This is a genomic window from Pontibacter chitinilyticus (assembly GCF_039748935.1).
In the GTDB taxonomy this organism is placed as follows: domain Bacteria; phylum Bacteroidota; class Bacteroidia; order Cytophagales; family Hymenobacteraceae; genus Pontibacter; species Pontibacter chitinilyticus.
In genome coordinates this window covers 185587-208389 of the sequence record NZ_JBDIZJ010000001.1, presented here as the reverse complement: position 1 = coordinate 208389, position 22803 = coordinate 185587, and the positions used below count along the sequence as shown (strand labels likewise).

The following is a 22803-nucleotide window of genomic DNA, read 5'->3' as shown; positions in this document are numbered from 1 at the left end:
TAGTTACAGGCTGTCTTGTGTCAGGTTATTATTGATGGTGCGCCAGATCGAGCCTTCATTCCGGTCTTTCAGCTCCTCCGGCAATAGCTCCGGCGGAGCTGACTGAAAGGTAACAGGCCGGGCAAAGCGCTTGATAGCATAGGTGCCCACGGATGTACTGCGGCTGTCGGTTGTAGCCGGGAAAGGACCACCATGGGTCATGGCAGGGCTTACTTCTACCCCTGTAGGCACCCCTTCGAACAGCAGGCGACCGCACTTTTCACGTAGCGCATCTACCAGCTTGCCTGCCTGCTCCAGTTCTGCCGCTGTGCCCCAAAGCGTGCAGGTCAGCTGCCCCTGCAGCTTCTCCGCAGCCAATTCCAGCTCCTCCGGGTTATTATAAGTGACCACAAGCGTAAAAGGCCCGAACACCTCCTCCTGCAACGCCGGGTTTTGCAACCACTGCGACAAGGTTGTGCGGGCCAGCGCAGCATTGCCCACCAACACGTCTTTATCCGGGGCAACTACTTTTTCAACACCGCTCTCTGCCAGCAGTTGGTTTACGCCTTTGTAGTAACTGTTGCAAATCGTTTGATGCAGCATGTTAGCTGCCGGCGCTGCTTCCAGTTCACCGGTAAGCGCTTGCAGAAATTCTTCGGATGCGGCTCCTTCGGGGTAAAAGATGAGCCCCGGGCACGTGCAGAATTGCCCAACACCCAGCAACACGGACTGTGCCGCCTGCCGGGCCAGTTGCTGCTGATCTGCCGCTGCTTTTTGCGGCAATACAAAAACAGGATTGATGCTGCCCATCTCGGCATAAACCGGAATCGGTTGTTCGCGCCGGCATGCCTGGTCGAAAATAGCTTTGCCCCCTTTAAAAGAGCCTGTAAAAGCGACAGCTTTTGCTTTAGGATGCTTTACTAGTGCCTGGCCCACATCTGCTCCGCCCTGTACGTGCTGAAAGACGCCCTCCGGCAAGCCGCAGCGGTGGAGTGCTTTTTGAATGGCGCCGTATACCAGCTGTGATGTTTGCGCGTGCCCCGGGTGCTCTTTATAAACCACTGGGCAGCCGGCGGCCAGCGCAGAAGCAGTATCTCCTCCGGCTGTAGAGAAAGCAAAAGGAAAGTTGCTCGCGCCAAAAACGACCACCGGCCCCAGCGGTACCAGCATCCGGCGCAGGTCTGCTCTCGGGGCAGGGCTGCGCTCAGGCAAGGCCGTATCTATCGTTGCTTCTACCCAGGAGCCCTCCTCTACCAGACTGGCAAAAAGGCGCAGCTGGCTTGTAGTTCTGCCCCGTTCGCCGCTTAGCCGGGCCAGCGGCAGGTTAGACTCCTGATGGGCCGTCTGCAACAAGGCATCTCCCAACTGCTCGATCTCTTCGGCTATGGTTCTCAGAAACTGGCCCTTTTCTGCGGGAGCAATCTTCTTGTATACTTTAAATGCTTCTACTGCTTTATCGAATACGGCATCAAAAGACATGTTCTGTTACGTTAAGTCATTGTGATAAAATAGGAAAGCACTGGTAGAGATGCGCTAGGCTCCGTTTTCTGAATAAACCGGAGCAGCAGGCGCTGCTTCTAACACCGGCAATACCGGACGGTTTTCCAGTGCCTCCTGAATAATGCTGAGCACCTGCTCCCTTTCCTCCCCCTCTAACGGCATACGGGGCAGCCGCACCGCTTCCGTGCCCAAGCCTGTTAGTACTTCGGCCAACTTGATGTTCTGCACCAGTTTGGGATGCACATCCAGCTCCAGTAAAGGAAAAAACCACCGGTTCAGCTGCACGGCTTCTTCGCAGCGCCCGGCCTTCATGAGTTTATAGATGGCCACCGTCTCTGCCGGGAAAGCACAAACCAGGCCGGCTACCCAGCCATCGGCACCCAGCAGCAGGCTTTCCAATGCCAGCGTATCCACCCCAGACAGGATCTTAAAACGCTTGCCAAACCGGTTGATCATCTTTGTCACGTTCGATACCTCCCGCGTAGACTCCTTCACAGCCTGGATGTTCTCTAATTTCGTCAACTCTTCAAACATATCCAATGTGACGAGGATGCGGTAATCGATCGGGTTGTTATAGATCATGATGGGCAGGTCGGTGGACTGGGCGATCGCGGTAAAGTAGCTCACCGTTTCTCGATGATCGGCTTTATACCGCATGGGCGGCAACAGCATCAGGCCGCTTACCCCGTTTTTGCGGGCCATGGCCGCTACCTCCATGGCTTTGGAAGTTGTTTGTTCGGCAATGTTCAGAATCACCGGCACCTTTCCGTCCACATAGGCAACTGTTTCCTGCACCAGCACATTTTTTTCTTCGTCGGTTAAGGTACTGGCCTCTCCCAGGGTACCTCCCAGAATAATGCCGTTTACGCCGGCCGCAAGCTGGGCCTGGATGTTCTTTAAAAAGGCCGGAATATCAAGCTTGTCTGCATCGGTAAACTTTGTCGTTACAGCGGGGAACACCCCCTCCCATTTTACGGTCATAGCGTTTACAATTTAATTAACTGATTATATTATACTTTGGATTGTATAAAACAAAACTAAGGCTTCGGCACAAAAGGCAGGTTCAGTATTTTACCTATTCCTGATACTCTATTACCATCTTTCACTATTATTTTCTAATTTATCGATCATATTCGTAGACATTCATAAATTACTACTATGAAACCTGTATACTTTAAGATCCCCAAAACGTCCGGTGAATCCATCCGGGTACAATATGAAGAACAGGACTTTTTCTACGACAACCTCCATTTCCATCCGGAAATACAGCTGATGAATATACACGAGAGCTCCGGCACCCGGTTTATCGGCGACAGCATCGGCAATTTTAAATCCGGAGATATTTTTTTGCTGGGCTCCAACCTGCCGCATGTGTTCCGGAACGATAAAAAGCACTATGAACCGGACGCCGGGTTAAAAGCCCGGAACACGTCTGTTTTCTTCGATGCCGAGTCCTTTGGCGAAAAATTCTTTGCCCTGCCGGAAGTATACGCTATCCAGAAACTGCTGCTCAACAGCAAGCGGGGCATCCGGGTAAAAGGCGATACCAAACGAAAAGTAGCGGCCATGGTGCACGAACTGCTTTCGCAGCAAGGCTTCGAAAAGCTTTTACAGGTCTTTGCCATTCTCAATGTGCTGGCCACTTCCAAAGAACTGGAGTTGCTCTCGTCTGTTGGCTTCGATGGCCCCCAGAAAGACACAGATAGCAAAAAGATAAACGACGTTTTCACCTATATCATGAACAACTTTTCGGAAGAAATCAAGCTCCAGGAAGCTGCCGATATAGCCAACATGAGTATAAATGCCTTTTGCCGTTATTTTAAGCAACATACCCGCAAAACCTTTTCCAGGTTCCTCAACGAGATCCGCATTGGGCATGCCTGCCGCCTGCTTATTGAAGACAAGTGGAACATCCGGGAAACAGCCTTTGCCTGCGGCTATGACAACATCTCTTACTTTAACCGGCAGTTTAAGGAAATCACGAACTATACTCCTTCTGAGTATGTAAAAATGCACCGCGATAAATTTACGCCCCATCTTGTCTGAGGCAATCGAACCCGTGGTTGGCGCTATCAGGGCGCAGGCGCTATACCTTGCTGTCCTTCCCATTCAGGCGGCTCTACACCCAGCAGGTGTTTCACAAAAAAGTCGCGCCGCTTGTGTTCGCCATAGTCTCCGCCCAACGAGTGCCCCATACCCGGCACCAGCAGAAAGTCGAAGTTCTTATTTGCCTTGATCAGAGCATTTACAAACTGCATTGTAGAAGAGGGGTCCACGTTATCATCCATCTCTCCCAAAATCAACAGCAGTTTGCCCTGTAGCTTGGCGGCATTCGTAACGTTTGATGAAGCGGCATACTGCGGCCCGATCGGGTATCCCATCCACTGCTCATTCCACCACATTTTATCCATGCGGTTGTCGTGGCAGCCCGATGAAGAAACGGCTACTTTGTAAAACTCCGGATGGAACAGCAGCGCTCCCGCCGAACTTTGCCCCCCTGCAGAATTCCCGAAAATGCCGACGCGGTTAATGTCCATGTACGGGTACTTTGCGGCAGCTGCCTCTATCCAGGCAATGCGGTCTGGAAAACCGGCATCTTTCAGGTTTTTCCAGCATACATCATGAAAAGCTTTTGAGCGGTTAGAGGTACCCATACCATCCATCTGCACCACAATAAATCCCAGTTCTGCCAACGCGTGCAGGAATTGGTAGCGGAAATCCGAGTTAAAGGTTTTCGGCACAAAAGAATCCTGCGGACCCGCATAAATATACTCGATCACAGGGTATGATTTCGCCGGATCAAAGTTGGAGGGCCGGATGATGATCCCCCAGATATCCGTTTCATTGTCTCTGCCCTTGGCAGTAAAAGTTTCGGGTATTTTCCAGCCGGTTTGCAGCAGTCTGGCGATGTCTGCTTTTTCCAGTTCCATCAGCACTTTGCCATCCGATGTGCGGCGCAGCACCGTTACCGGCGGCATCTCTACCCGCGAGTAGCTATCGACAAAATAAGTATAATCCGGTGAGAAGGTAGCCTTGTGGTTTGCATTCTCCGTGGTCAGGGGCGTGAGTTCGGAGCCGTCAAAGTTTACTTTATAATATTGGATCAGGTAAGGGTCCTGGCCTTGTTCCCGCCCGCTGCCCTCGAAGATAATGGTGCGCGTAGGCTCATCAACCTGCACGACGTTTCGCACCACCCAGTTTCCTTTGGTGATCTGGTTTTTTACTTTCCCTGTCTGGCCATCATACAAGTATAAATGATTCCATCCGTCGCGTTCCGATGCCCAGATGATCTCTTTGCCATCGGCCACATCATACCGGTATAGTTTCCCGCTGTAATCGATGAACGTTTTGCTCTCTTCATCAATCAGCTCCTTCACATGCCCGGAGGCGGCATCCATCTCCAGCACCTTGTATACCTGGTGCCCGCGCTGGTTATACCCTACGGTAAAAGCGCGGCTGTCTTTTCGCCAATCGGGAGCTGACAGGGCATACTGGTTGCTGATAAGGGAAGGATCCATACTTCGCTGCTCCCTGGTATCTATCATAAAAAGCTGCGGCGTTTTTTGCGGCAGTGCATCGCCGGGCTTCAGGTAATTGCGGGAGTGCAGTTTAGGCTGTAGCTGATCTTCCGGCGAAGACTCAATCAAATAAACCAGATGCTTTATATTCGGCCGCACCTTGTTGGTCGCTAACTTTTTAGAATCCGGCGCCCAGGCGATAAAAGACGAATAGAACTCCCCTTCTGACCCGTCATAGCTGAGTTGCTGCTCTTGCCCCCTGCCAGTTGCCGGCCGAATGTATACGTTGTAATTTTTGATGTAAGCCTCCCACTTTCCGTCCGGCGATGGAACGGGCTTTTGGCTCTGTTCGTCCCAGCCATCGCCCCAGTAGCGGTTGTCTTTCTGCTCTGCCACGGCTTTGCCGATCTGCTGGCATTTATAGGTATTTAAGGCACAGCGCCACTTGTTTTCCAGCGCCGTAAATTCAATTGCTTTTCCGTCAGCGGTATAAGAAATGGTAGTGAAAGGCAGGTCGTAAGGCTTTACTTCTTTACCTGACGCAGCCGCCAAACTCGTTGCCAGCTTTTCTTGGTTAAAGGCTGGTTTCCGGGTTTGCTTATGCGCATCCACCAGCACAAATTTCCGCCCTTTGGGTGTGATGCTGCTATACCAAAAGCTGTTGCCTTTTTCGAGCCAGTGAAAGCTGGTCGGCGCATAAAATACTTGCTCTTTTAAGGCCTCTTTCAGTGCCTCCGCCCGCTGGTAGTCGGCTTTGGTGCCTTGTGCCTGCACCGCTCTAGTATGGCCCAGGAGGAAGGCAAGCAATAGTAGCGCCGTGGCCTGGCTGTAAAAGGAGGTGCTTTTGAAGATCGTTCGCTTTCTATAAAGAGGAAGATTATGCATGCGGAACTGGTCTATTCAGAAGTAAAAAGCCGGTACGGAAGGAAACCGCCCACCGCCTCCGTTACAGGAACAGAGGCGGGTGAACAGTTTTCTCTAACTAACCAATTAACCAATTTTCTTAATCAATATCCAGGATTTTGCTTCAGATTCGGATTTTTATTGATTTCCGCATCTGGAATTGGGAACAGGATCTTGTCTGCTCCGTTGGGCTGGTGGTTAAACCAGGTTTTGGTCGTAAACACCCCGAAGCGGATCAGGTCCTGGCGGCGGTGCGCTTCGGCGGCAAATTCCCATCCCAGTTCATCCAGAAATCTTCCGAACTGGATATCAGCGCCTCCTTCGGCATTCTTTACCTGTCCGTTTTCCCAGTAACCATAGTTGTAGGTACTTCCCTTTATTAACTCCTGGCCTGTTACTACCGCTTTCTCCGGATCAGTATCCTTGAAGGCGCGTTGTCGCACTTCGGTAACAATAGCAGCTGCCTCATCGGCCTGTCCCTGGCGCAGGAGCGACTCGGCTTTCATCATCAGCACTTCTGCATACCGGAACACTGGGAAGTCGTTGCTGAGATTACCTCTTGCCCCCAGCTTGATCTCATACTTGCCCATGCGGTATCCCTGGTTGGAGGCAGCCATCTCGATGCCATCTACCTGCTTGGTATAGTCGATGATCTCTTTGCCCTCTGGGGTATACTGCTTGCCCTGTATCCAGGTAGCTTTCAGGCGGCCATCTTCCGGATCATAGGTATTGATGAATTGCGGGATAGCGCAGTTTCCCCCCCAAGGCTGGGCTTCCATTTTGTATACCTGCTGCGACAGCGGGTCCAGCGTCTTCATGTGCATGATAAAGCCAGTGGCCAGGTTTTCATCATAAGGCACTACGAAGATGTTTTCGCGGGAGCCTTCATTGTCTGTCTTAAAGTTGTCCCGGTAATTTGGCTCCAGCATGTAAGCACCTGAGTTGATGATGTCGTTGCATTCCTGTATACATTTATCCCATGCAGGCGTGCCGGTGTATACTTCGGCATTGAGGTACATCTTAGCCAAAACCGCTTTTGCAGCCCATTTATTAAAGCGGCCGTAAGTCGATTTGCCTGCTTCTTCGCTTAACAGAGGGATATTTTCGTTGAGCTCCTTCACCACAAAATCATACACCTCCTGGCGGCTGCTCTGCTGAGGCAGTTCGGTAGCGGTATAGTCGGTCACGATGGGCACGTTGCCGTGGTTGTCGCACAGGATGGAATAGTAAAAAGCACGTGCCGTCTTCAGCTCAGCAATCAGGTTTTCCTGCCCCTGTGTAATCGGAATCTCTCCTGACTCGATCTGGTAAATAACGCGGTTCGCCGAATTGATGCCGTTGTAGCAGTTGTTCCAGAGGTTGGTTGGTTGCCACTCCAGCGAGGACCAGGTATGGCGGTGCATCCGCTGGTAAGTGCCCCCATCGTACCAGCCGTTTGGCCGCACGGGAGTTACAATAATGTCAGCACTTTCTTCCTGCACATCAAAGTATGGCTGCCAGCCCATCATCATGGGCCGCAGAATGGTATAAACCGGGGCAATGACAGCGCCGATGTCGTTCTCGGTTGGGTTAAACTTATCCGCCAGCAACTGGTCGTATACTTCCTCATCCAGGTCTGTACAGGAACTCACCGAAACGGATACTCCCACTGCTATCGTGAGGATATAAGGTATGATTCTTTTTCTCATCGTAGTTTTCTTGAAGATTTTAGAAAGTCAGATTAATACCAGCGGTAAACGTACGCGTTGTGGGGTATTTGTCCCGGTAGTCGTTCCCCGGAGAGAGTCCATCGTCGCCGGTACGGGTCACTTCCGGGTCTATGCCTTTGTAGCCGGTGATCGTCAGCAGGTTCAGGGCGGAAACATAGATCCGAGCGTTTCTCACGATTTTATTCTCCGGCATTTGTAGGGTATAACCCAGCGTTGCATTGTCAATTTTCCAGTAGTCTCCGTCTTCAACATAATAGCTTACATAGGCCAGGTCGCTGTTTAATCTTGCTTTGCCATATACATTATCGAAGGCAGACTTGAGCATGTTATACTGCGTTACCTTGGGGTTCTCGTAAAACATGCGCTGGAAGTTTAATACCTGAAAGCCAAACGCGCCCCGCATGTTCACGGTCAGGTCGATGTTCTTGTAGCGAACCGTGTTGTTCCAGCCGGCATAGAACTTGGGAAGTCCGTTGCCTATCACCTTCTTGTCATCCGGCGATGCATCGTCCAGCGGAATGTGTTCGCCGGTTTCGCTTTCAATTATCCACCTGCCGTTCTCATCGATGTCTACTGATTTGTAGCCATAAAAGTCTCCGATCGGGCCACCGACTTTCACCCGATGGGTCGATTCCTGGATGGGCTCGCCGGTATAGCCGGTGTCAAAGAAGTCGTTGGTTGTCTGGAAGAGCTCGTTGGAGAGCGAAACCAGCGTATTGCGGTTGGTCGAGTAGTTCAGGCTGGTGGTCCACTGCAAGTCCTGTGTGCGCACCGGATCCAGGTTCAACAATACTTCCAGTCCTTCGTTGCGCATCTCCCCTACGTTGGCAGTTATACTATTGTAAAGGTATGGCGGCACCGGCACCTGGTAGTCCCACAACATGTCTTTGGTGTTGCGGCGGTATACATCCACACTGCCATACACGCGGTTGCTGAACAGCGAGAAGTCGATGCCGGCGTTATACTCCTGCTTTTTCTCCCAGCGCAGGTCGGGGTTCGGGTTGCGTACCGGTGTCAGCTGTTGTATCCATTCGCCGTTATATAAAAAACGGCTTCCATAGTTCAGGCTTGTCAGCGACAGGTAGGACTGGTTTGGCGCCAAGCCTGTTACGCCGTAGCCAGCCCGCAGCTTCAGGTCGTTGATGGCGGTGATTCCTTTCATAAAGGGTTCAGCGCTAATCCTCCAACCTGCAGAAATGGCCGGGAAATTGCCCCACTTGTGGTTAGCCCCGAACTTGGACGATCCCTCGTGGCGTATACTTGCCATCAGCATATACTTGTCGTTCCAGGTATAATTCAGGCGCCCGAAGAAGCCGATCAGTTTATAAGAGTTCTTGTAGCTGCTCATGGGTGCCTGTCCCCGCGATAAGGCGCTGCCACTTTCCATCCTGTTATAGGTGTACTGATCTGTCGGAAAATCCCAGTTCTGCATCCAGAAACCTTCATCCGTTACCTCCTGGTGACTGTATCCGCCCAGGGCAGTAAAGCGATGGTTGCCAATGGTTTTGGAATAATCAGTTGTAAACTCCAGCAAATTATCCCTGAAATCATCTGTGCCCCGGGAGGCATAACCGTTTCTTCCGTTCTTCACCGTAGAGACATGCTGTTTCGTTTCGGCATAGCCTCTTTCCTCGGTCTGGTTGTTACTGGATGCCATCAGCTTAAGCCGCAGATCAGAAACAGGCATCCAGCTGATGCTACCATTCAGGCGCATTTCACGCTGCCGGTTCTCCCCATCTGTTTCTGCGATATAAGCCACCGGGTTGTCGTAAAAGTAAATGCTCCGTTCCACCCAGCCGCCATTGCTGTTCCGCACGCTATCTGTCGGGTTGCGGATAACAGACTGGCGGTATACATAATCGTTAAAGCTGGCACCATCTCCCCCGGTCCAGTACTTCTGGTTTCGAGTGATCATGTTCATGTTGATGATCAGCTTATCGTTGAACATGGCATGGTTGATATCCACACGGCCTATGACACGCTGGAAATCAGACTTATCGAAAATACCTTCCCAGTTTCTGTAGTTTAAGGAGGCTGTATAGTTCGTGTTAGCGGAGCCTCCTAGTATGCTCAGGTTATGCGTGTGGCTGAAAGGCGTGCGGGTGATCTCCTTAAACCAGTCTGTGGAAGCACCTAAGTCTTCAAAGCCTACCCCTTCTCCGATCAGCCTGCGGTAGTCGTCTGCTGTTAAGAACTCCGGCCGGCGGGCAATTGTCTGCACACTGGCATAGCCGCTGTACTGGATGGTGGAGCGCTGCACGCCGTTGTTCTTTTTAGTGGTGATAAGGATCACGCCGTTGGTGCCGCGTGTACCATAAATAGCGGCGGCAGAGCCATCTTTCAGGATATCCACCGACTCAATGTCCTCGGGCGCTACGGTGTTCAGGTCACCCGGAATGCCGTCTATCAGCACCAGCGGGCTGGTATTGCCGAGCAGTGAGGTAATACCCCGGAGTGAAATCTGGGTGCCTGCGGTAGGGTCGCCACTAGGGGTAGACACCTGCAAACCGGCTACTTTCCCCTGAATGAGCTGTGCTGCATCGCGCACGGCTCCTTTTGTAAAATCCTCCTGCTTTACGCTGGCCACCGAACTGGTTACATCGCCTTTCCGCTGGGTACCATAACCAATCACCACAACTTCACTCAACTGCTTTTGATCGGGTGCCAGAGACACGTTTAACTGTGTCTGGTTGTTTACCGGTACTTCTTTGGTCGTAAACCCAATATAACTGAACAGCAGCGTTGCATTTTCGGGCACTGTGATCTGGTAGCGCCCCTGGGCATCGGTAGTAGCGCCTATGCTGCTGCCCTTTACAACAATAGTTACGCCCGGTAGCGGACTGTTATCCTCCGAAGAAGTTACAACTCCCGATATCTGCGCATCTGCAAACCGAAAGACGCTTGCACCATTGGGAGCAGCTTGCGCCGGTGCCGCCCAACAGCAGGTAATTCCGGCACCCACAAGGGCATAGGTAGTCACTGTGAAAATTTGCTTAACCAATTTCCATTTCATAATTCTATTCAATAAGAAGTTACATGTACTTTGAAAAACTGTTATACCAGCTCAAGGATTGCTATACATCGTATGCATACGCCTTATGTTATAAGCCTGCTTCAGCGTACTTACATAGTCCGGAGGTTTAGCCATAAGTAAAATTTTATAGGATTTATAAAGCAATTCTCATACAAGCAGCTACAGCTATACCTCCCTGCTCGGGCAGGCGCCGAAGCAGCGTTTACCGCATGTTATACTTCTGGCCAAGCTTCAAAGATCAACTGAGATTAAAGCGTCTGGCTGTTCTATTTGTCGATCAGACATATGTATCCTTCCTGCCTCGTGTGCTATACTTGGGCAGCTTAGAAATACCTTGTTTGTTTTAGGGTTTAGCTTATTCTTGATTTACTTATGCTAAGGTATTAAACATAGTAGCAAAGGAGTTCCTGAAAATTAGCCAATCGTAATACTATATTAACACATAAAGAGATTTTTTAACCTCGAACTGCTTATTTAAGAGTATTCCCTAACTGATATATGCTTTCAGGCTTTGGCGCAACAAGGCAGCCACTGAGGTGGGCCTTTGCCAGCTATACTTGGAGTAAATACACTGGTATGTAGCTGCCCTGCATTTACAGCACCGCTACTTCTGCCGCTTCTACATAGAAATCAGGATCTACCTGCAGGAGCGTGCCTTTGTTTACGCCCTTCAGTTCCTGCCAGGTTGTAGTTGGTTTCAGCCACTTTTCCTTGCTATTCAGGTATACTTTCACCGGAATGCTGAAGTCCTGCACACAGTTGGCCCACCTATACTTTAACTTGCGATCTACTACCTTATATTCCAGCCTCGGAATGCGTACATCGCGCAGGTACTGGTCAAAAAAGCCGGACAGGTTATAGCCTGTGTGCTCGCTAAGGTAGTTTTCTATTTGTTGCGTGCTCACGGTCTGATGGTAAAAGTCGCGGTTCAGCCCCCGAAGGATCTGCCGCCATTTGTCGTTATCATTTACAACCTGGCGCAAGGTGTGCAGCATGTTCCCGCCCTTCGGATACATATCACCCGACCCTTCGTAATTGACATTGTAGATTCCGATGATGGGCTTTTGGTTCTTTATACCGCGGCGGGTGCCGCGTACGTAAGCCTTTCCGGCTTCCTTGCCATAGTAGTATTCCACAAACAGGCTTTCGGCATAGTTGGTGAAGCTCTCATGAATCCACATGTCGGCAATGTCTCTATAGGTGATGTTGTTGGCAAACCACTCGTGGCCGGATTCATGAATGATAATAAAGTCGAACTTAAAGCCCCAGCCGGTGCCGCTTTCATCTCTGCCCCTGTAGCCATTCTTATAGCCATTGCCATACGTAACGGCACTCTGGTGCTCCATCCCTGTGTAGGGCACTTCTATGAGTTTGTAGCCATCTTCATAAAACGGATAAGGTCCAAACCAATATTCAAACGCGGTGAGCATTCTGGCCGCATCTTTAAACTGTACTTTCGCTTTCTCCAGGTTTTCTTTCAGCACGTAATAATTGCAGTCCAGCAGTCCCTTCTCGCCCTGAAACTTCTCTGAAAAATGGGCATAATCGCCCACACTCAGGTTCACGCCATAGTTGTTGATGGGGTTCGCGACAAACCAGTGGTAGGTTGTAGTGCCATCAGTATGCTGCTCCACGTTCCGGAGCTTACCATTCGAGACATCCATCAGCTGCTTCGGCACTGTTACGCTGATCAGCATGCTGTCCACCTCGTCATACATGTGGTCTTTGCAGGGCCACCACAGGCTGGCGCCATCTCCCTGATTTGAATTTGCGATGAATGGCTGCCCCTGGGCATCTTTTTTCCAGGTGATACCGCCGCTCCAGGGTGGATTCTTACTTACCTGCGGCTTGCCGCCAAATGTCACCTCAATGGCATTGATTGAACCAGGAACCTGCTTTTCTGCGAGCTGAATCAGGTAGGCGTTGCCATCCCGTGTAAAGGCAAGTGCTTTGCCCTGCTGCTCTACCTTTTCAATCGCCATAGGAGGCTGCAGATCGATCTGCATCAGCTGGTTCGGCTCGAGCACTTTATATTGAATGGTGTTGGCTCCGCGGATCGTACTATCAGCAGGGTTAACCTTCACTTGCAAGTGATAATACGTCAGATCCCACCATGCCCGCTCTTTGGTGATACTGCCGCGCAGGGTATCCTGGTGCGTGAACACGGGCGTTTGCGCCTGCAGGGAAGGTATGGAGCAGAAAACCAGGGCGAAGGCTACAATGCCGGCGAACAGTTGTTTTTTCATGCAGGAAAATGCTTAATGAATAAAAACGTATAAAGGAAGATTGCTAACAGCTACGATGACCTCAGTTCCTCCAGCCCGGCTGCTGTCCGGAGCAACTGTTTCCCCAGCAAGCGCTTTCCTTCCGGCATGATCAGGTAATCTTCTTCAATTCTGATCCCTCCGAAATCCCATTTATCACACAGACGACTTCGTCCGGTGAAGGGTCAGGGGCAAATATTATTTCGGTATTTGCTTCACAATCCAGCACAGCGGCCAGGTTCGGCCTTACAAGCCCGAAGAAGTATAAAAAAGTACTATCCTGCCGAATACCAGTTATCTTTGTAGTTGATACTGCTCTCCTCGTTCCCCAGCAATAAAATAAGCTCCTTCCCCACTGCAGCTTTGAGCCGCTGCCCCCGCTATACATATACATCTGTTTGAAACTAATAGATACAGGGTTTGCTACCTCTAAAGCCTCCACTTTCTAAAAGCTCGCTGACCTAATTAAAGCAAAGACAGGCAAGCAGCTTAAAGAGCGGAATGAAGGTGTTGTTTACTTTGCGGCTCCTGTTCCTGCTCTTAATGCTGCTGTAAGATAGCGCCTCTGTTGCAAAAGGAATTATAGCAGCATACCCTATTGTGATACGATACTAACAAATAGCGGAAAGAAGCCCGTGTGCTGCATGCCAAAACACCCATTGCGCCTGGCATAAAGGCGATGGCAGGTATTGTTTATTCGGCATCCGCTATCTGGTACACCTGCAAGTATAAAGTAACAGCACCATAGCAGACCTAAAAAGTATGCTTAACGTTGGTTTGTCAATTCCTTTATGGTGAAAGCTTTTTGGCGCCCTTTCAGTTTTTCCCGCACGCCTTTTACTTCTGCAGCAGTAACTCTTTCGGCATCGTTCCGCCACGACTGGCGAATAAAACTTAGCACTTGTGCGATATCTTCGTTAGAGAGAGACTTGTCATAGCCTATACCCGGCATGTCGCCGTTGATCTCCGGTGCTTTATACAAATGGCCGTTCACTTTTACAGGACCTGTCAGGCCGAACAGCACAATGGAAATCAGCCTGCTTTTATCACCCTGCACCCACTCCGACTGGTTCAGCGGCGGCGCCAAAGACTTCACGCCATTTCCATCCGGACCGTGGCAGGTCTGGCAGGTGGAGGCAAACATCGCTGCTCCTTTTGGAAATTCCTTGAGCAGTGTTTTAGCACTCCGGTTCTTTTTGGCGCTGTTGGTGTTTGCAATCACTTTGCGTATGCTTTTGTTGAAAGCAAGTGCCGAGTCCGACGCAATGCCTGCTATACTTTTCCGGAACGCACCTTCACGGCCCTGCAGGTTGCTGATTACAGCATCAGCCACATACTTATCATCCGGGTATTTTTTCACGACCTTCTGCAACAGTTTATCCGCAGCTACTTTATCAAGCGGCCGGATAGAGTTGGCTAGAAAAGCTACATAAGGAGCTGCCAAGGCATCGTTGCTGGTGACTAATTGCTCCAGCACCGGTACTACTTGCTTGTAGTTGGTCTTGTCAAGCACCGAAGGCAGTACCGTTAAGGCCTGCATCCGCACGGGCCATACAGGTTGTTTTAAAAGCGCCACCACCTCATCTGTTTGCAGGGCGCCGAGCCCTTCCAGTGTCCAGAGCGCGTGTATGGCCTGCAGCGGTTTGTCTGTTTGGGCAGCAGCTTGCCGCAGCGCCGGAATCGCCTGTATAAAATGGCGGTCTATCAGCATCTGCTGGGCATTGTCGCGCACCCAGCCGTTCGGGTGGCCCAGTAAAGCCACCAGTTGTGCCGGGTCTTCGGGCAGCTTTACCATGGCAGCCGCCTTATTTTCCGGCACTACTTTATAGATGCGGCCATACCCCAAAGGCTGCGTGAGCTCCCGTTTTCCGATCTGATTTTTGAGGTAGGTCGTTAGGTAGGTTTTATGCTGAATAATACCGCGGTACATGTCTACGATGTATAAAGCACCGTCAGGGCCGTTGTAGAGGCTGACCGGACGGAAGCGCTCATCTCGGCTTGCCAGAAACTCTTTGCCTTGATAGGCTTGCTTGCCATCAGTCACATAGCCGTTCTCGTGCAGGATGTTGCGCTTGATAAGATTGGCCGACGGCTCTGCCACAAACACATTCCCGGCATACTCCTCCCCAAAAAGGCCACCCCGGTATACCAAAGGACTATTGGCAGCTGTAAAGTTCACCAGGCGCAGGCTATCGTCCAGCACGCCTTCCATGTACCCTCTGTTCACGCCGGGTGTGGGCCTGATCGGGTACACGCGGTTGTCTTCCACTATCTTTTCCACAAACCCGGCTACCCCGCGCTGGTCTTTGTTTGTTGCCCCAAAGCCCGGCGAAAAATAGTCTCCGAGCACGTTCTCGGAGTTCGTGTTATAGTATAGGCGCCCGTAATTGTCCTGGCTGATGCCCCACTGGCCACGGAAATGCGTCTGCTCTTTTACCCACTTGTTTCCGATCTTGCGGTAGCGCTTGTCTGATTTGGCGTTATAGATCCAGTTGTCCATGGCCCTAAGCAGGCCGTTTGGCTGATGCTCCACATTGCCGCCGGTCGCATACTCAGCATCAACCAAGGTCCGTTTTCCCGGCTTGTCATTGTTTATCTCATAATACCACAGACGCGGCGGTTCGGCCACCAGTATTCCGCTATCGATCAGGCAAATGGCCCGTGGCAGCACCAGCGAATCCAGGAACACCATCCTCTGATCGGCTACGCCATCGTTGTTGGTATCATCCAAGATCACCACCTTTCCTTGTGGGATGTCTTCTCCAGTGCCTGCGGTGTCCGGCATGTAGCCTTCCATCTCCACCACCCACATGCGCCCGTCATAATCAAAAGATAAAGCAACCGGTGTGCTGACCAGTGGCTCTGCTGCCACTAATTTCACGTCAAACCCATCTTCCAGCTGCATCAGCTCCAGCGACTGCGCGGGTGAAACAACCGGCGAAGACTCCAGCGTGAATGTTGGCGGTAGCGGTGCCGGCGGGCTTACTTCTTCCTGTGTCGGTGCAGTCGCAGCCGTAGCTTGTTGTGCCGCTTCAGGTTTGCTGGACTGGCAGTAGACCAGGATGCACATCAAAACGAGCAGCAGAAGTATGTAGGAGTACTTTTTCATATTATAGTTAATTATTCGATGCTATAAGCGACAGTTACTTTGTGGAGCTATAATTCAACCGGCCTCATATTCTTGGTAAGCAACTGTATCAGCAGCCAGGCCAGCAGGTAGGCAAAGCCACAGATCAGAAACAGGATGTTGTAGCCGGCACTGATGTTACCGGCATCCTGGTAGTGCTGCAGCAGCGTACCGACCAGCAAAGGGAACAAAGTAGAGGCAATGGAGCCGGACATGCCGCCGATTCCCACCACCGAGCTTACCGCCCTTTTGGGCACGATATCTGAAACAATAGTAAAAATATTGGTACTCCAGGCCTGGTGCGCCGCCGCCGCCAGACTAATAATACCCACAGCTACCCAAATATCCGGGGCATACCTTGCCAGCACAATAGGTAACACCACAAACGCGACGATCAGCAAAGTGGTTTTTCTTGCTTTAAGTACCGGCCAGCCCCGCCTGATGAGATAAGACGACAGGTAGCCCCCGCCGATACTGCCAAAGGTGGTGGCGGTATAAACAACAGCCAAAGGCAGACTTGGCTTGGTCAGGTCCAGGTTGAAGGTAGTGGCGAAGTAGGAAGGCAGCCAGAACAGGAAAAACCACCAGATCGGATCGGTCAGCACTTTGCCGATGATGAACACCCACGTTTGCCGGACCTGTAGCAAACGGCTCCACTTGATGGAACTTGTGGTTTCCGCCGGGTCAGGCTCGTTATCGCTGTGAATGAAGGCGTATTCTTCGGTGGTCAGTCGTTTCTGCCGTGAAGGTACCTCGTAGAAAAACCACCAGCAGATCAACCATATAAAACCTAAGGCCCCGGTAATCAGGAAAGCTTCCTGCCAGCCGTAGTTCCCCAATATCCAGGGCACCAGCAAGGGAGCAGCCACCGCGCCGATGCTGGTGCCGGAGTTAAAGATACCGGTTGCCAGAGCACGTTCTTTTTTCGGAAACCACTCTGCCACTGCTTTCACGGCTGCCGGAAAGTTACCCGATTCTGCCAGCCCCAATAATCCCCTCACCAAACCAAAGCCAAGCGTAGTTTGCACAGCGGCATGCAGCATGGCCGCAATGCTCCAAAAGGTAACAGAAATAGCATAGCCCAGCTTAGACCCTACTTTATCGATGATGCTGCCAAAAATAATGTAGCCCAGCGCATAGGAAGCCGAAAAGAACATGATGATATAGCTGTAGTCCAGCTCCGACCAGTTGAACTCATTTTCCAGGGTAGGCTTCAGCAAACCGATCACCTGCCTGTCGATGTAGTTGATGGTGGTGGCAAAGAAAAGCAGCGCGCACACTACCCAGCGGTAATTCCCCACTTTTTCCTGTTTGATCGTGCCTTCTGCACTTCGCTTAGTTTTTTCCATGGTATGCTCTAGCTTATTTCTGATGATGAAGTACAATACATGATCTCTGTTAAAGTAAGCGTTACAGATGGCAAAGACTGGCGCCGGTTACTGGTCATATCCCCTACACATAACTATAAAATCGTGATTTGCACTTCGGCTCCCTTTCTTTCTGAAGAAACATACCCGGCATAGATAGTGGCGATCACGTCAGCGGCCAGGCGGCTGTTGCTTTCTACCGGATCGCCATAGGCAGCAGACCGGTAGAAAGCATCCATCTCGTGCTGGTAACCGGCAAACCAACCTTCGTCCGGCGACATAGAAGACCAACCCTGTTTCGTCTCTGTTTTCTCCACCACATACACGTCTTTGAAATAAGCTTCCGAAGGTGTGTAGGCCTGTATGGCGTTATTCGGATGGATGTTGCAGATCGTCCGGTGGTTCGTGGTGTTCACTTCGATCCAGTTGTGCACGCCGCCCAGCACCAGTTCGCTGGCAAACACATCGGCGATGGTGCCGTCTTCGAATACCACATGCAGCATCGCAAAATCTTCTATGTCCTTGTAGGTTGTTCTGAGATGGCCTTCATCTTTAAAGTTCGGCATACGCGTAATAGCATGCGTTCGCGCCGTAATAGTTTTTGGCCGGATCGGCTGTCCGTTGCGGGCACGGCCTTCCACATGCTTGAGGTAAATGGCAGCAGACAAAGGATGGCAGCCTTTCCCGATCATGGAGCCGCCGCCGGAAAGGTGCCACTGTCCATAGGCCAACGAGTGAGAGCCGGAATGGGACTCTTCCCCGTGCATCCAGATGATCTGGGCACCTGTTTTCTCCAGCACTTCCCGCTCTTTCTGTACGGCGGGGGCATACACCCAATTCTCAGCATACATGATCATCCCTTCGCTTGCCTGCTCCGCTTCCAGCATCCGGCTGATGCTTTTCAGCGTTTCTTTCAGCCCTTTTTCGCGCGGGAAAGTATCGCCGTTGAAATCTGCGCTTCCGTCGCCAAAGTAACCGGTAAAAGGCTTCTCCACAATCACGTGCTTGTTCCGCTTTAAAGCCGCTACCACGATCGGCTCATGCGTTACGGGTGGGGTGCATACATGAATGACATCGGCTTTGTCCAGTAAGCTTTCCAGGTTGTCGAATGCTGTGAGGTTCCGCTCCTGCGTAAATGCCTGCAGATTTTCCGGTGAGGGCGAGTAAGCGCCAACCACCACTACTTTTGCGCTGAAAACGCGCTGTAAAGCATCGAAGTGAAACCTCGCGGCGAAACCGGAGCCAACGATTCCGGCCCGTACAACTTTCTTGTCCATCATATATGTTTAATTTGTACCTGCCCTGTTTATACTTGCTGCATAGCAGGCAACGCTTTCATTTCTGGCACTCCTTATAGTATAAATCTACATTAGGAAACGGCTTCACTCTGTTTGCATCCGATTAGTGCTCAATCCCTCTTTAAAACTAGATCCTTCGGATGCCTTCACTCCTAACCGCTCCGGCTGCTATCCATGGACTTTTGAATTCCCATTTCCAGTCCCCGCAGCTCTGCCAGCCCACGTAGCCGTCCGATAGCGGAATAGCCGGGGTTGGTCATTTTGTGCAGGTCGTCGAGCATCTGGTGGCCGTGGTCGGGGCGGAACGGAATAGGCTGCTGCCGTTGGTTGTTGAGGAGGACCAGCTCACGCATCACACCATACATGTCCACGTCGCCCTCCAGGTGGTTGGCTTCATAGAAATTTCCCTCTGCATCGCGCTGTGTACTGCGCAGGTGCACAAAGTGGATGCGCTCGCCAAACTGGCGCACCATGGCCGGCAAGTCATTGTCTGGATGCACGCCAAAGGAGCCTGTGCAGAAGCATAGGCCGTTACTCGGCGACGGCACCGCCTCAACCAGCGCCGCCACATCGGCGGCAGTGCTCACCACCCGGGGCAGCCCCAGAATAGAATAGGGCGGATCATCCGGATGAATGACCATTTTCACCCCAGTTTCCTCAGCCACCGGCACCACTTCCTGTAAGAAGTATACCAGGTGCTGCCGCAGTTTGTCTGCATCGATACCAGTATAGGCATCCAGCGCCTCCTGAAACTGCGCCAGCGTAAAGCTCTCTTCGCTGCCGGGCAGTCCCGCGATGATGTTGCGTTGCAGCAGCAGTTTCTCCTCTTCCGGCATGGCTTCAAACCGCTGCCTTGCCCTTTCCAGCTCCTCTGCCGTGTAATCTTCTGCCGCACCTTTCCGCTGCAGCATAAATACATCAAAGGCTATAAAAGCAGCTCTCTCAAAGCGGAGGGCCTTGGAACCGTCTGCTACGGTATAGCTCAAGTCGGTGCGGGTCCAGTCCAGCACCGGCATAAAGTTATAGGTAACAATGCGGATGCCACAGGCCGCCAGGTTCCGGATCGATTGCTTGTAGTTGTTGATATACTGCCTGAAAGTGCCAGTCTGTGTTTTGATAGCCTCGTGCACCGGCACGCTTTCCACCACGCTCCATACCAGCCCTGCTTGCGCCACTTCGGCCAGCCGTTTTTTGATCTCCGCTACGGGCCATACTTCGCCATTTGGGATGTGATGCAGCGCGGTCACAATATCGGTTGCGCCGGCTTGCCTGATGTCCTGTAAGGAAACCGGATCGTTGGGACCGTACCATCGCCAGCTTTGTAATAGGGGCATATTCTGGTGCTAGGTTTGAATTACTTTAGGTACCGCAAAGGCTTTCCTCAGCTGCTTCGGGCAAAAGACCAGGCTTACCAAGAGTTTGAAGTCACAGCTGCTTTGACAACCTATACTTTGGTCTATGCCTGCCTGAGCGGGATTGCTGCAAAAGCCAAAACTGCTGGCCTGCCGGTACATCGGCAGGTCAGGTTGGCAGGCAGCGTAGCGCTATAGTTCTTTGATTTTTATACTTCGGAAGGAAACGTTGTTGCCATGGTCCTGCAGAAGAATGTGGCCTTTAGGAGCTTCGCCGAAGTTCTTCCAGTCTTTATACTTGCTGATGGCCACCAGGTCGCGGAACTCTTTGGAACCGCGTTTATACTCCAGCACTTTAATGCCATTCAGCCAGTGCTCTACCGTGCTATCAGGTTTTACTACCAGCCGGGCCTCGTTCCACTCTCCTATGGGTTTCAGGAAACGCTTGTTTTTCTCTGAAGTTTTCAGGTCGTAGAGAGAGGCCAATGTACGGTTTCCATCACGCCCCAACTTGGCATCCAGGTGCCGTTCATCATCGAGCAACTGGTATTCGAGGCCGATGGCAGAGGCTTTGCCCACGTCCTCTTTTTCGGTGACAAAGTATTTGATGCCGCTGTTGGCACCGGGAGAAAGCTTAAACTGGAGTTGTAATTCAAAAGCGCCATACTCCTTGTCGGTTACAATGTCGCCGCCATTTACAGATTCGCCGCCACCGGATTCCAGCACCTGCAGCTCTCCGTTCTCGATCTTCCAGCCACCTTCCGGAAACTTGTCTTTGTAAGCGCCTCGCCAGCCGTTGGTTGTTTTACCATCCCACAACAGGCTCCATCCCTGCGCTTTTTCCTGCTCTGTAAGGGTGTTGGGCACCAGGTTCACGACAAAGGCATCATGCCCTTCGCGGGGCGTCAGGTTATCGGTTTTGATGCGGATATTCCGCCACATGATTTCTTTTCCGGCGTCTTCAGGCTTTTCCACGGCATGCACCTGCAACGCAATGATTCCGCTGGGAGTCATGTCATCAACAACCGAGGCCACCGGCACGCCGTTTACCCAGGTTTTGATCTTGTTTCCGATGGCTTCAATCCGGGCCTTGTTCCACTCGCCCTTTTTAAATGCGGACTGGGCAGCAGGGTTGAGTGTAAGCGGGTAAAGCCAACCCCGCCGTGCTTCGTCGTAAACCCCGCCGGTCCATTTCCGGTCCGAAGGGTCCAGCTCAAACTGGTAGCCGTGCACACGTCCGTCCATCACTGCCGGATCTGAAATGCTGCGAAACTGCACGCCGCTGTTAATGTCGTTGTTCAGCTTTACTTCAAACTCGAGTATAAAATCGCCATACTCTTTATCGGCTGCCAGAAAGCTGTTAGGTGAGTCTGTTACCGTTGTTCCCACAATAGCGCCATCCGCTACCCTATAGTTCGCCTTGCCGTTTACCTGCTTCCAGCCGGTCAGGTCGTGGCCGTTAAAAAGCGTTGTCCAGCCGTCCTGCTGTGTAGCGTCCGGAGGCTGTACAGCTTCAGCATTTACGACCGTTTCTTTGCTCGTTGGAGAGCACCCGGACTGAAGGCAGGCAACCGGGGACAGCATAAGCAAAAGCGGTAAATAACTTCTTTTCATTTTTCTGTGATTAGGTGAAAACGGATTCCTCTTTTCAGAACTTCGGCGCCTAAACTTTACGCCCGAATAGCTACTTGTTACAACAGCAATATAAGTATAATTTACACTAAACCCAGCTCTGCCACCACGTAACCTGTATCAAATCAGCTGATTTAAGATAGCTTAGGTGCTTTTTTGCTGGTACTGAGCGATCAGATTGATGTAGTTTAGTGCCGAAAGCTCGCCATAGTATAACTGTCGTAGCGGACTATACTTATCTCAAACAACTGGCCTTAGCTCCTGCAGCCGGTTTTGGGCCTTCAGGTCGCATCTTATCCTTTATTTTCGGGAGTACTCCAGAAAGCACCAAATTTCCTTATCTTAGAAGTATAAAACTACCGGACATTTACCCGGCAAAGCAGCACCAGTATGAACAGAATTGACCGCCTGTTTGGCATTCTCACTTTATTGCAATCGAAGCGGTATGTGACGGCAGAAAAAATCGCGGAGAAGTTCAACATCAGCGTGCGCACCGTTTACAGAGATATCAAGGCGCTGGGCGAGCAGGGAGTTCCGGTAAGCTTTGAACAGCACAAAGGCTACTTTGTAGTGCAAGGCTATTTTCTTCCGCCTGTTTCCTTTAGCTCAGACGAGGCCAATGCCCTGCTGCTGATGGAAATGATGGTTAATGGTTTTGCCGACAGGTCCATCCAGACGCACTACTCCTCGGCGTTGATCAAAGTAAAAGCTGTGCTGCGCGCACCGCAGAAAGAAGCCGTAGAAAACCTTCTCCACAACATTAAACTGCAACTGCCCTCCTGCTTCGATAATAAATTTGCGTATCTGTCCATACTCCAGTATGCCATTTCTGCCAAAACAATGCTGGAGCTGCACTACAAAAACAACAGCGACACCGAAAGCCAAAGGCAGGTAGAACCTATCGGTCTAATTTTTTATGCCTTCAACTGGCACCTGATCGCCTGGTGCCACCTGCGCCAGGACTACCGCGATTTCAGGGTTTCCCGCATTCTTAACCTGAAGAATACGGAACAGCCTTTCAGCAAAACGGACCACATTCCGCTGAACGAGTATATGAAGCTGCTGCCAGTAAATTATTAATTGCTGCTGCTCTCCTGAAATAAATTTTATTGTTGCAGGT

General features: G+C 51.2%; 15 protein-coding genes. 2 read left to right on the top strand and 13 right to left on the bottom strand.

The annotated features are described in order from the left end of the window. Positions 1-3: 3 nt before the first annotated feature. Positions 4-1458: an aldehyde dehydrogenase (NADP(+)) gene (locus ABDW72_RS00835; RefSeq protein ID WP_347156537.1), complete on the bottom strand. Its 1455-nt coding sequence runs from the start codon at positions 1456-1458 to the stop codon at positions 4-6. A gap of 54 nt (positions 1459-1512) precedes the next feature. After that, on the bottom strand, positions 1513-2460 hold the full coding sequence (locus ABDW72_RS00830) for a dihydrodipicolinate synthase family protein (protein ID WP_347156536.1): 948 nt from the start codon (positions 2458-2460) through the stop codon (positions 1513-1515). Positions 2461-2637: 177 nt separating this feature from the next. Between ABDW72_RS00830 and ABDW72_RS00825 the strand changes: the two genes are divergently transcribed. Further along, positions 2638-3525, top strand: coding sequence for an AraC family transcriptional regulator (locus ABDW72_RS00825; RefSeq protein ID WP_347156535.1), 888 nt, complete (start codon positions 2638-2640; stop codon positions 3523-3525). 26 nt (positions 3526-3551) lie between these two features. Here the strand turns inward: ABDW72_RS00825 and ABDW72_RS00820 are convergent, their stop codons facing one another. The 11 genes from ABDW72_RS00820 to ABDW72_RS00775 form a co-directional block, all read right to left on the bottom strand. Next, positions 3552-5882 carry a S9 family peptidase gene (locus tag ABDW72_RS00820; RefSeq protein ID WP_347156534.1) on the bottom strand — a complete coding sequence of 777 codons (2331 nt, stop codon included), beginning with the start codon at positions 5880-5882 and terminating at the stop codon, positions 3552-3554. A 122-nt stretch (positions 5883-6004) separates the two neighbouring features. Further along, a complete protein-coding gene (locus ABDW72_RS00815) occupies positions 6005-7588 on the bottom strand; it encodes a RagB/SusD family nutrient uptake outer membrane protein (RefSeq protein ID WP_347156533.1) in 1584 nt (527 codons plus the stop codon). Positions 7589-7607: 19 nt separating this feature from the next. Next, the gene (locus ABDW72_RS00810; RefSeq protein WP_347156532.1) at positions 7608-10622 is read right to left on the bottom strand and encodes a SusC/RagA family TonB-linked outer membrane protein; all 3015 of its coding nucleotides are present in this window, start codon (positions 10620-10622) and stop codon (positions 7608-7610) included. 614 nt (positions 10623-11236) lie between these two features. Beyond that, on the bottom strand, positions 11237-12889 hold the full coding sequence (locus ABDW72_RS00805; RefSeq protein ID WP_347156531.1) for a M1 family metallopeptidase: 1653 nt from the start codon (positions 12887-12889) through the stop codon (positions 11237-11239). A gap of 50 nt (positions 12890-12939) precedes the next feature. Beyond that, positions 12940-13017: a hypothetical protein gene (locus tag ABDW72_RS20420; protein ID WP_488168635.1), complete on the bottom strand. Its 78-nt coding sequence runs from the start codon at positions 13015-13017 to the stop codon at positions 12940-12942. Between the two features lie 2 nt (positions 13018-13019). Beyond that, a complete protein-coding gene (locus ABDW72_RS00800; protein ID WP_347156530.1) occupies positions 13020-13349 on the bottom strand; it encodes an aminopeptidase P N-terminal domain-containing protein in 330 nt (109 codons plus the stop codon). Between the two features lie 324 nt (positions 13350-13673). Then, positions 13674-16016, bottom strand: coding sequence for a DUF7133 domain-containing protein (locus ABDW72_RS00795; RefSeq protein WP_347156529.1), 2343 nt, complete (start codon positions 16014-16016; stop codon positions 13674-13676). Positions 16017-16063: 47 nt separating this feature from the next. Then, positions 16064-17383, bottom strand: a complete 1320-nt coding sequence (locus tag ABDW72_RS00790) for an MFS transporter (RefSeq protein ID WP_347156528.1) — start codon at positions 17381-17383, stop codon at positions 16064-16066. A gap of 113 nt (positions 17384-17496) precedes the next feature. Continuing rightward, positions 17497-18681, bottom strand: a complete 1185-nt coding sequence (locus ABDW72_RS00785; protein ID WP_347156527.1) for a Gfo/Idh/MocA family protein — start codon at positions 18679-18681, stop codon at positions 17497-17499. Between the two features lie 170 nt (positions 18682-18851). After that, on the bottom strand, positions 18852-20033 hold the full coding sequence (uxuA, locus tag ABDW72_RS00780; protein WP_347156526.1) for a mannonate dehydratase: 1182 nt from the start codon (positions 20031-20033) through the stop codon (positions 18852-18854). 210 nt (positions 20034-20243) lie between these two features. Next, the gene (locus ABDW72_RS00775) at positions 20244-21665 is read right to left on the bottom strand and encodes a 3-keto-disaccharide hydrolase (protein ID WP_347156525.1); all 1422 of its coding nucleotides are present in this window, start codon (positions 21663-21665) and stop codon (positions 20244-20246) included. A 408-nt stretch (positions 21666-22073) separates the two neighbouring features. On the opposite strand from ABDW72_RS00775, the gene ABDW72_RS00770 reads away from it, so the two are divergent. Beyond that, positions 22074-22763, top strand: a complete 690-nt coding sequence (locus ABDW72_RS00770; RefSeq protein ID WP_347156524.1) for a helix-turn-helix transcriptional regulator — start codon at positions 22074-22076, stop codon at positions 22761-22763. Positions 22764-22803: the final 40 nt, after the last annotated feature.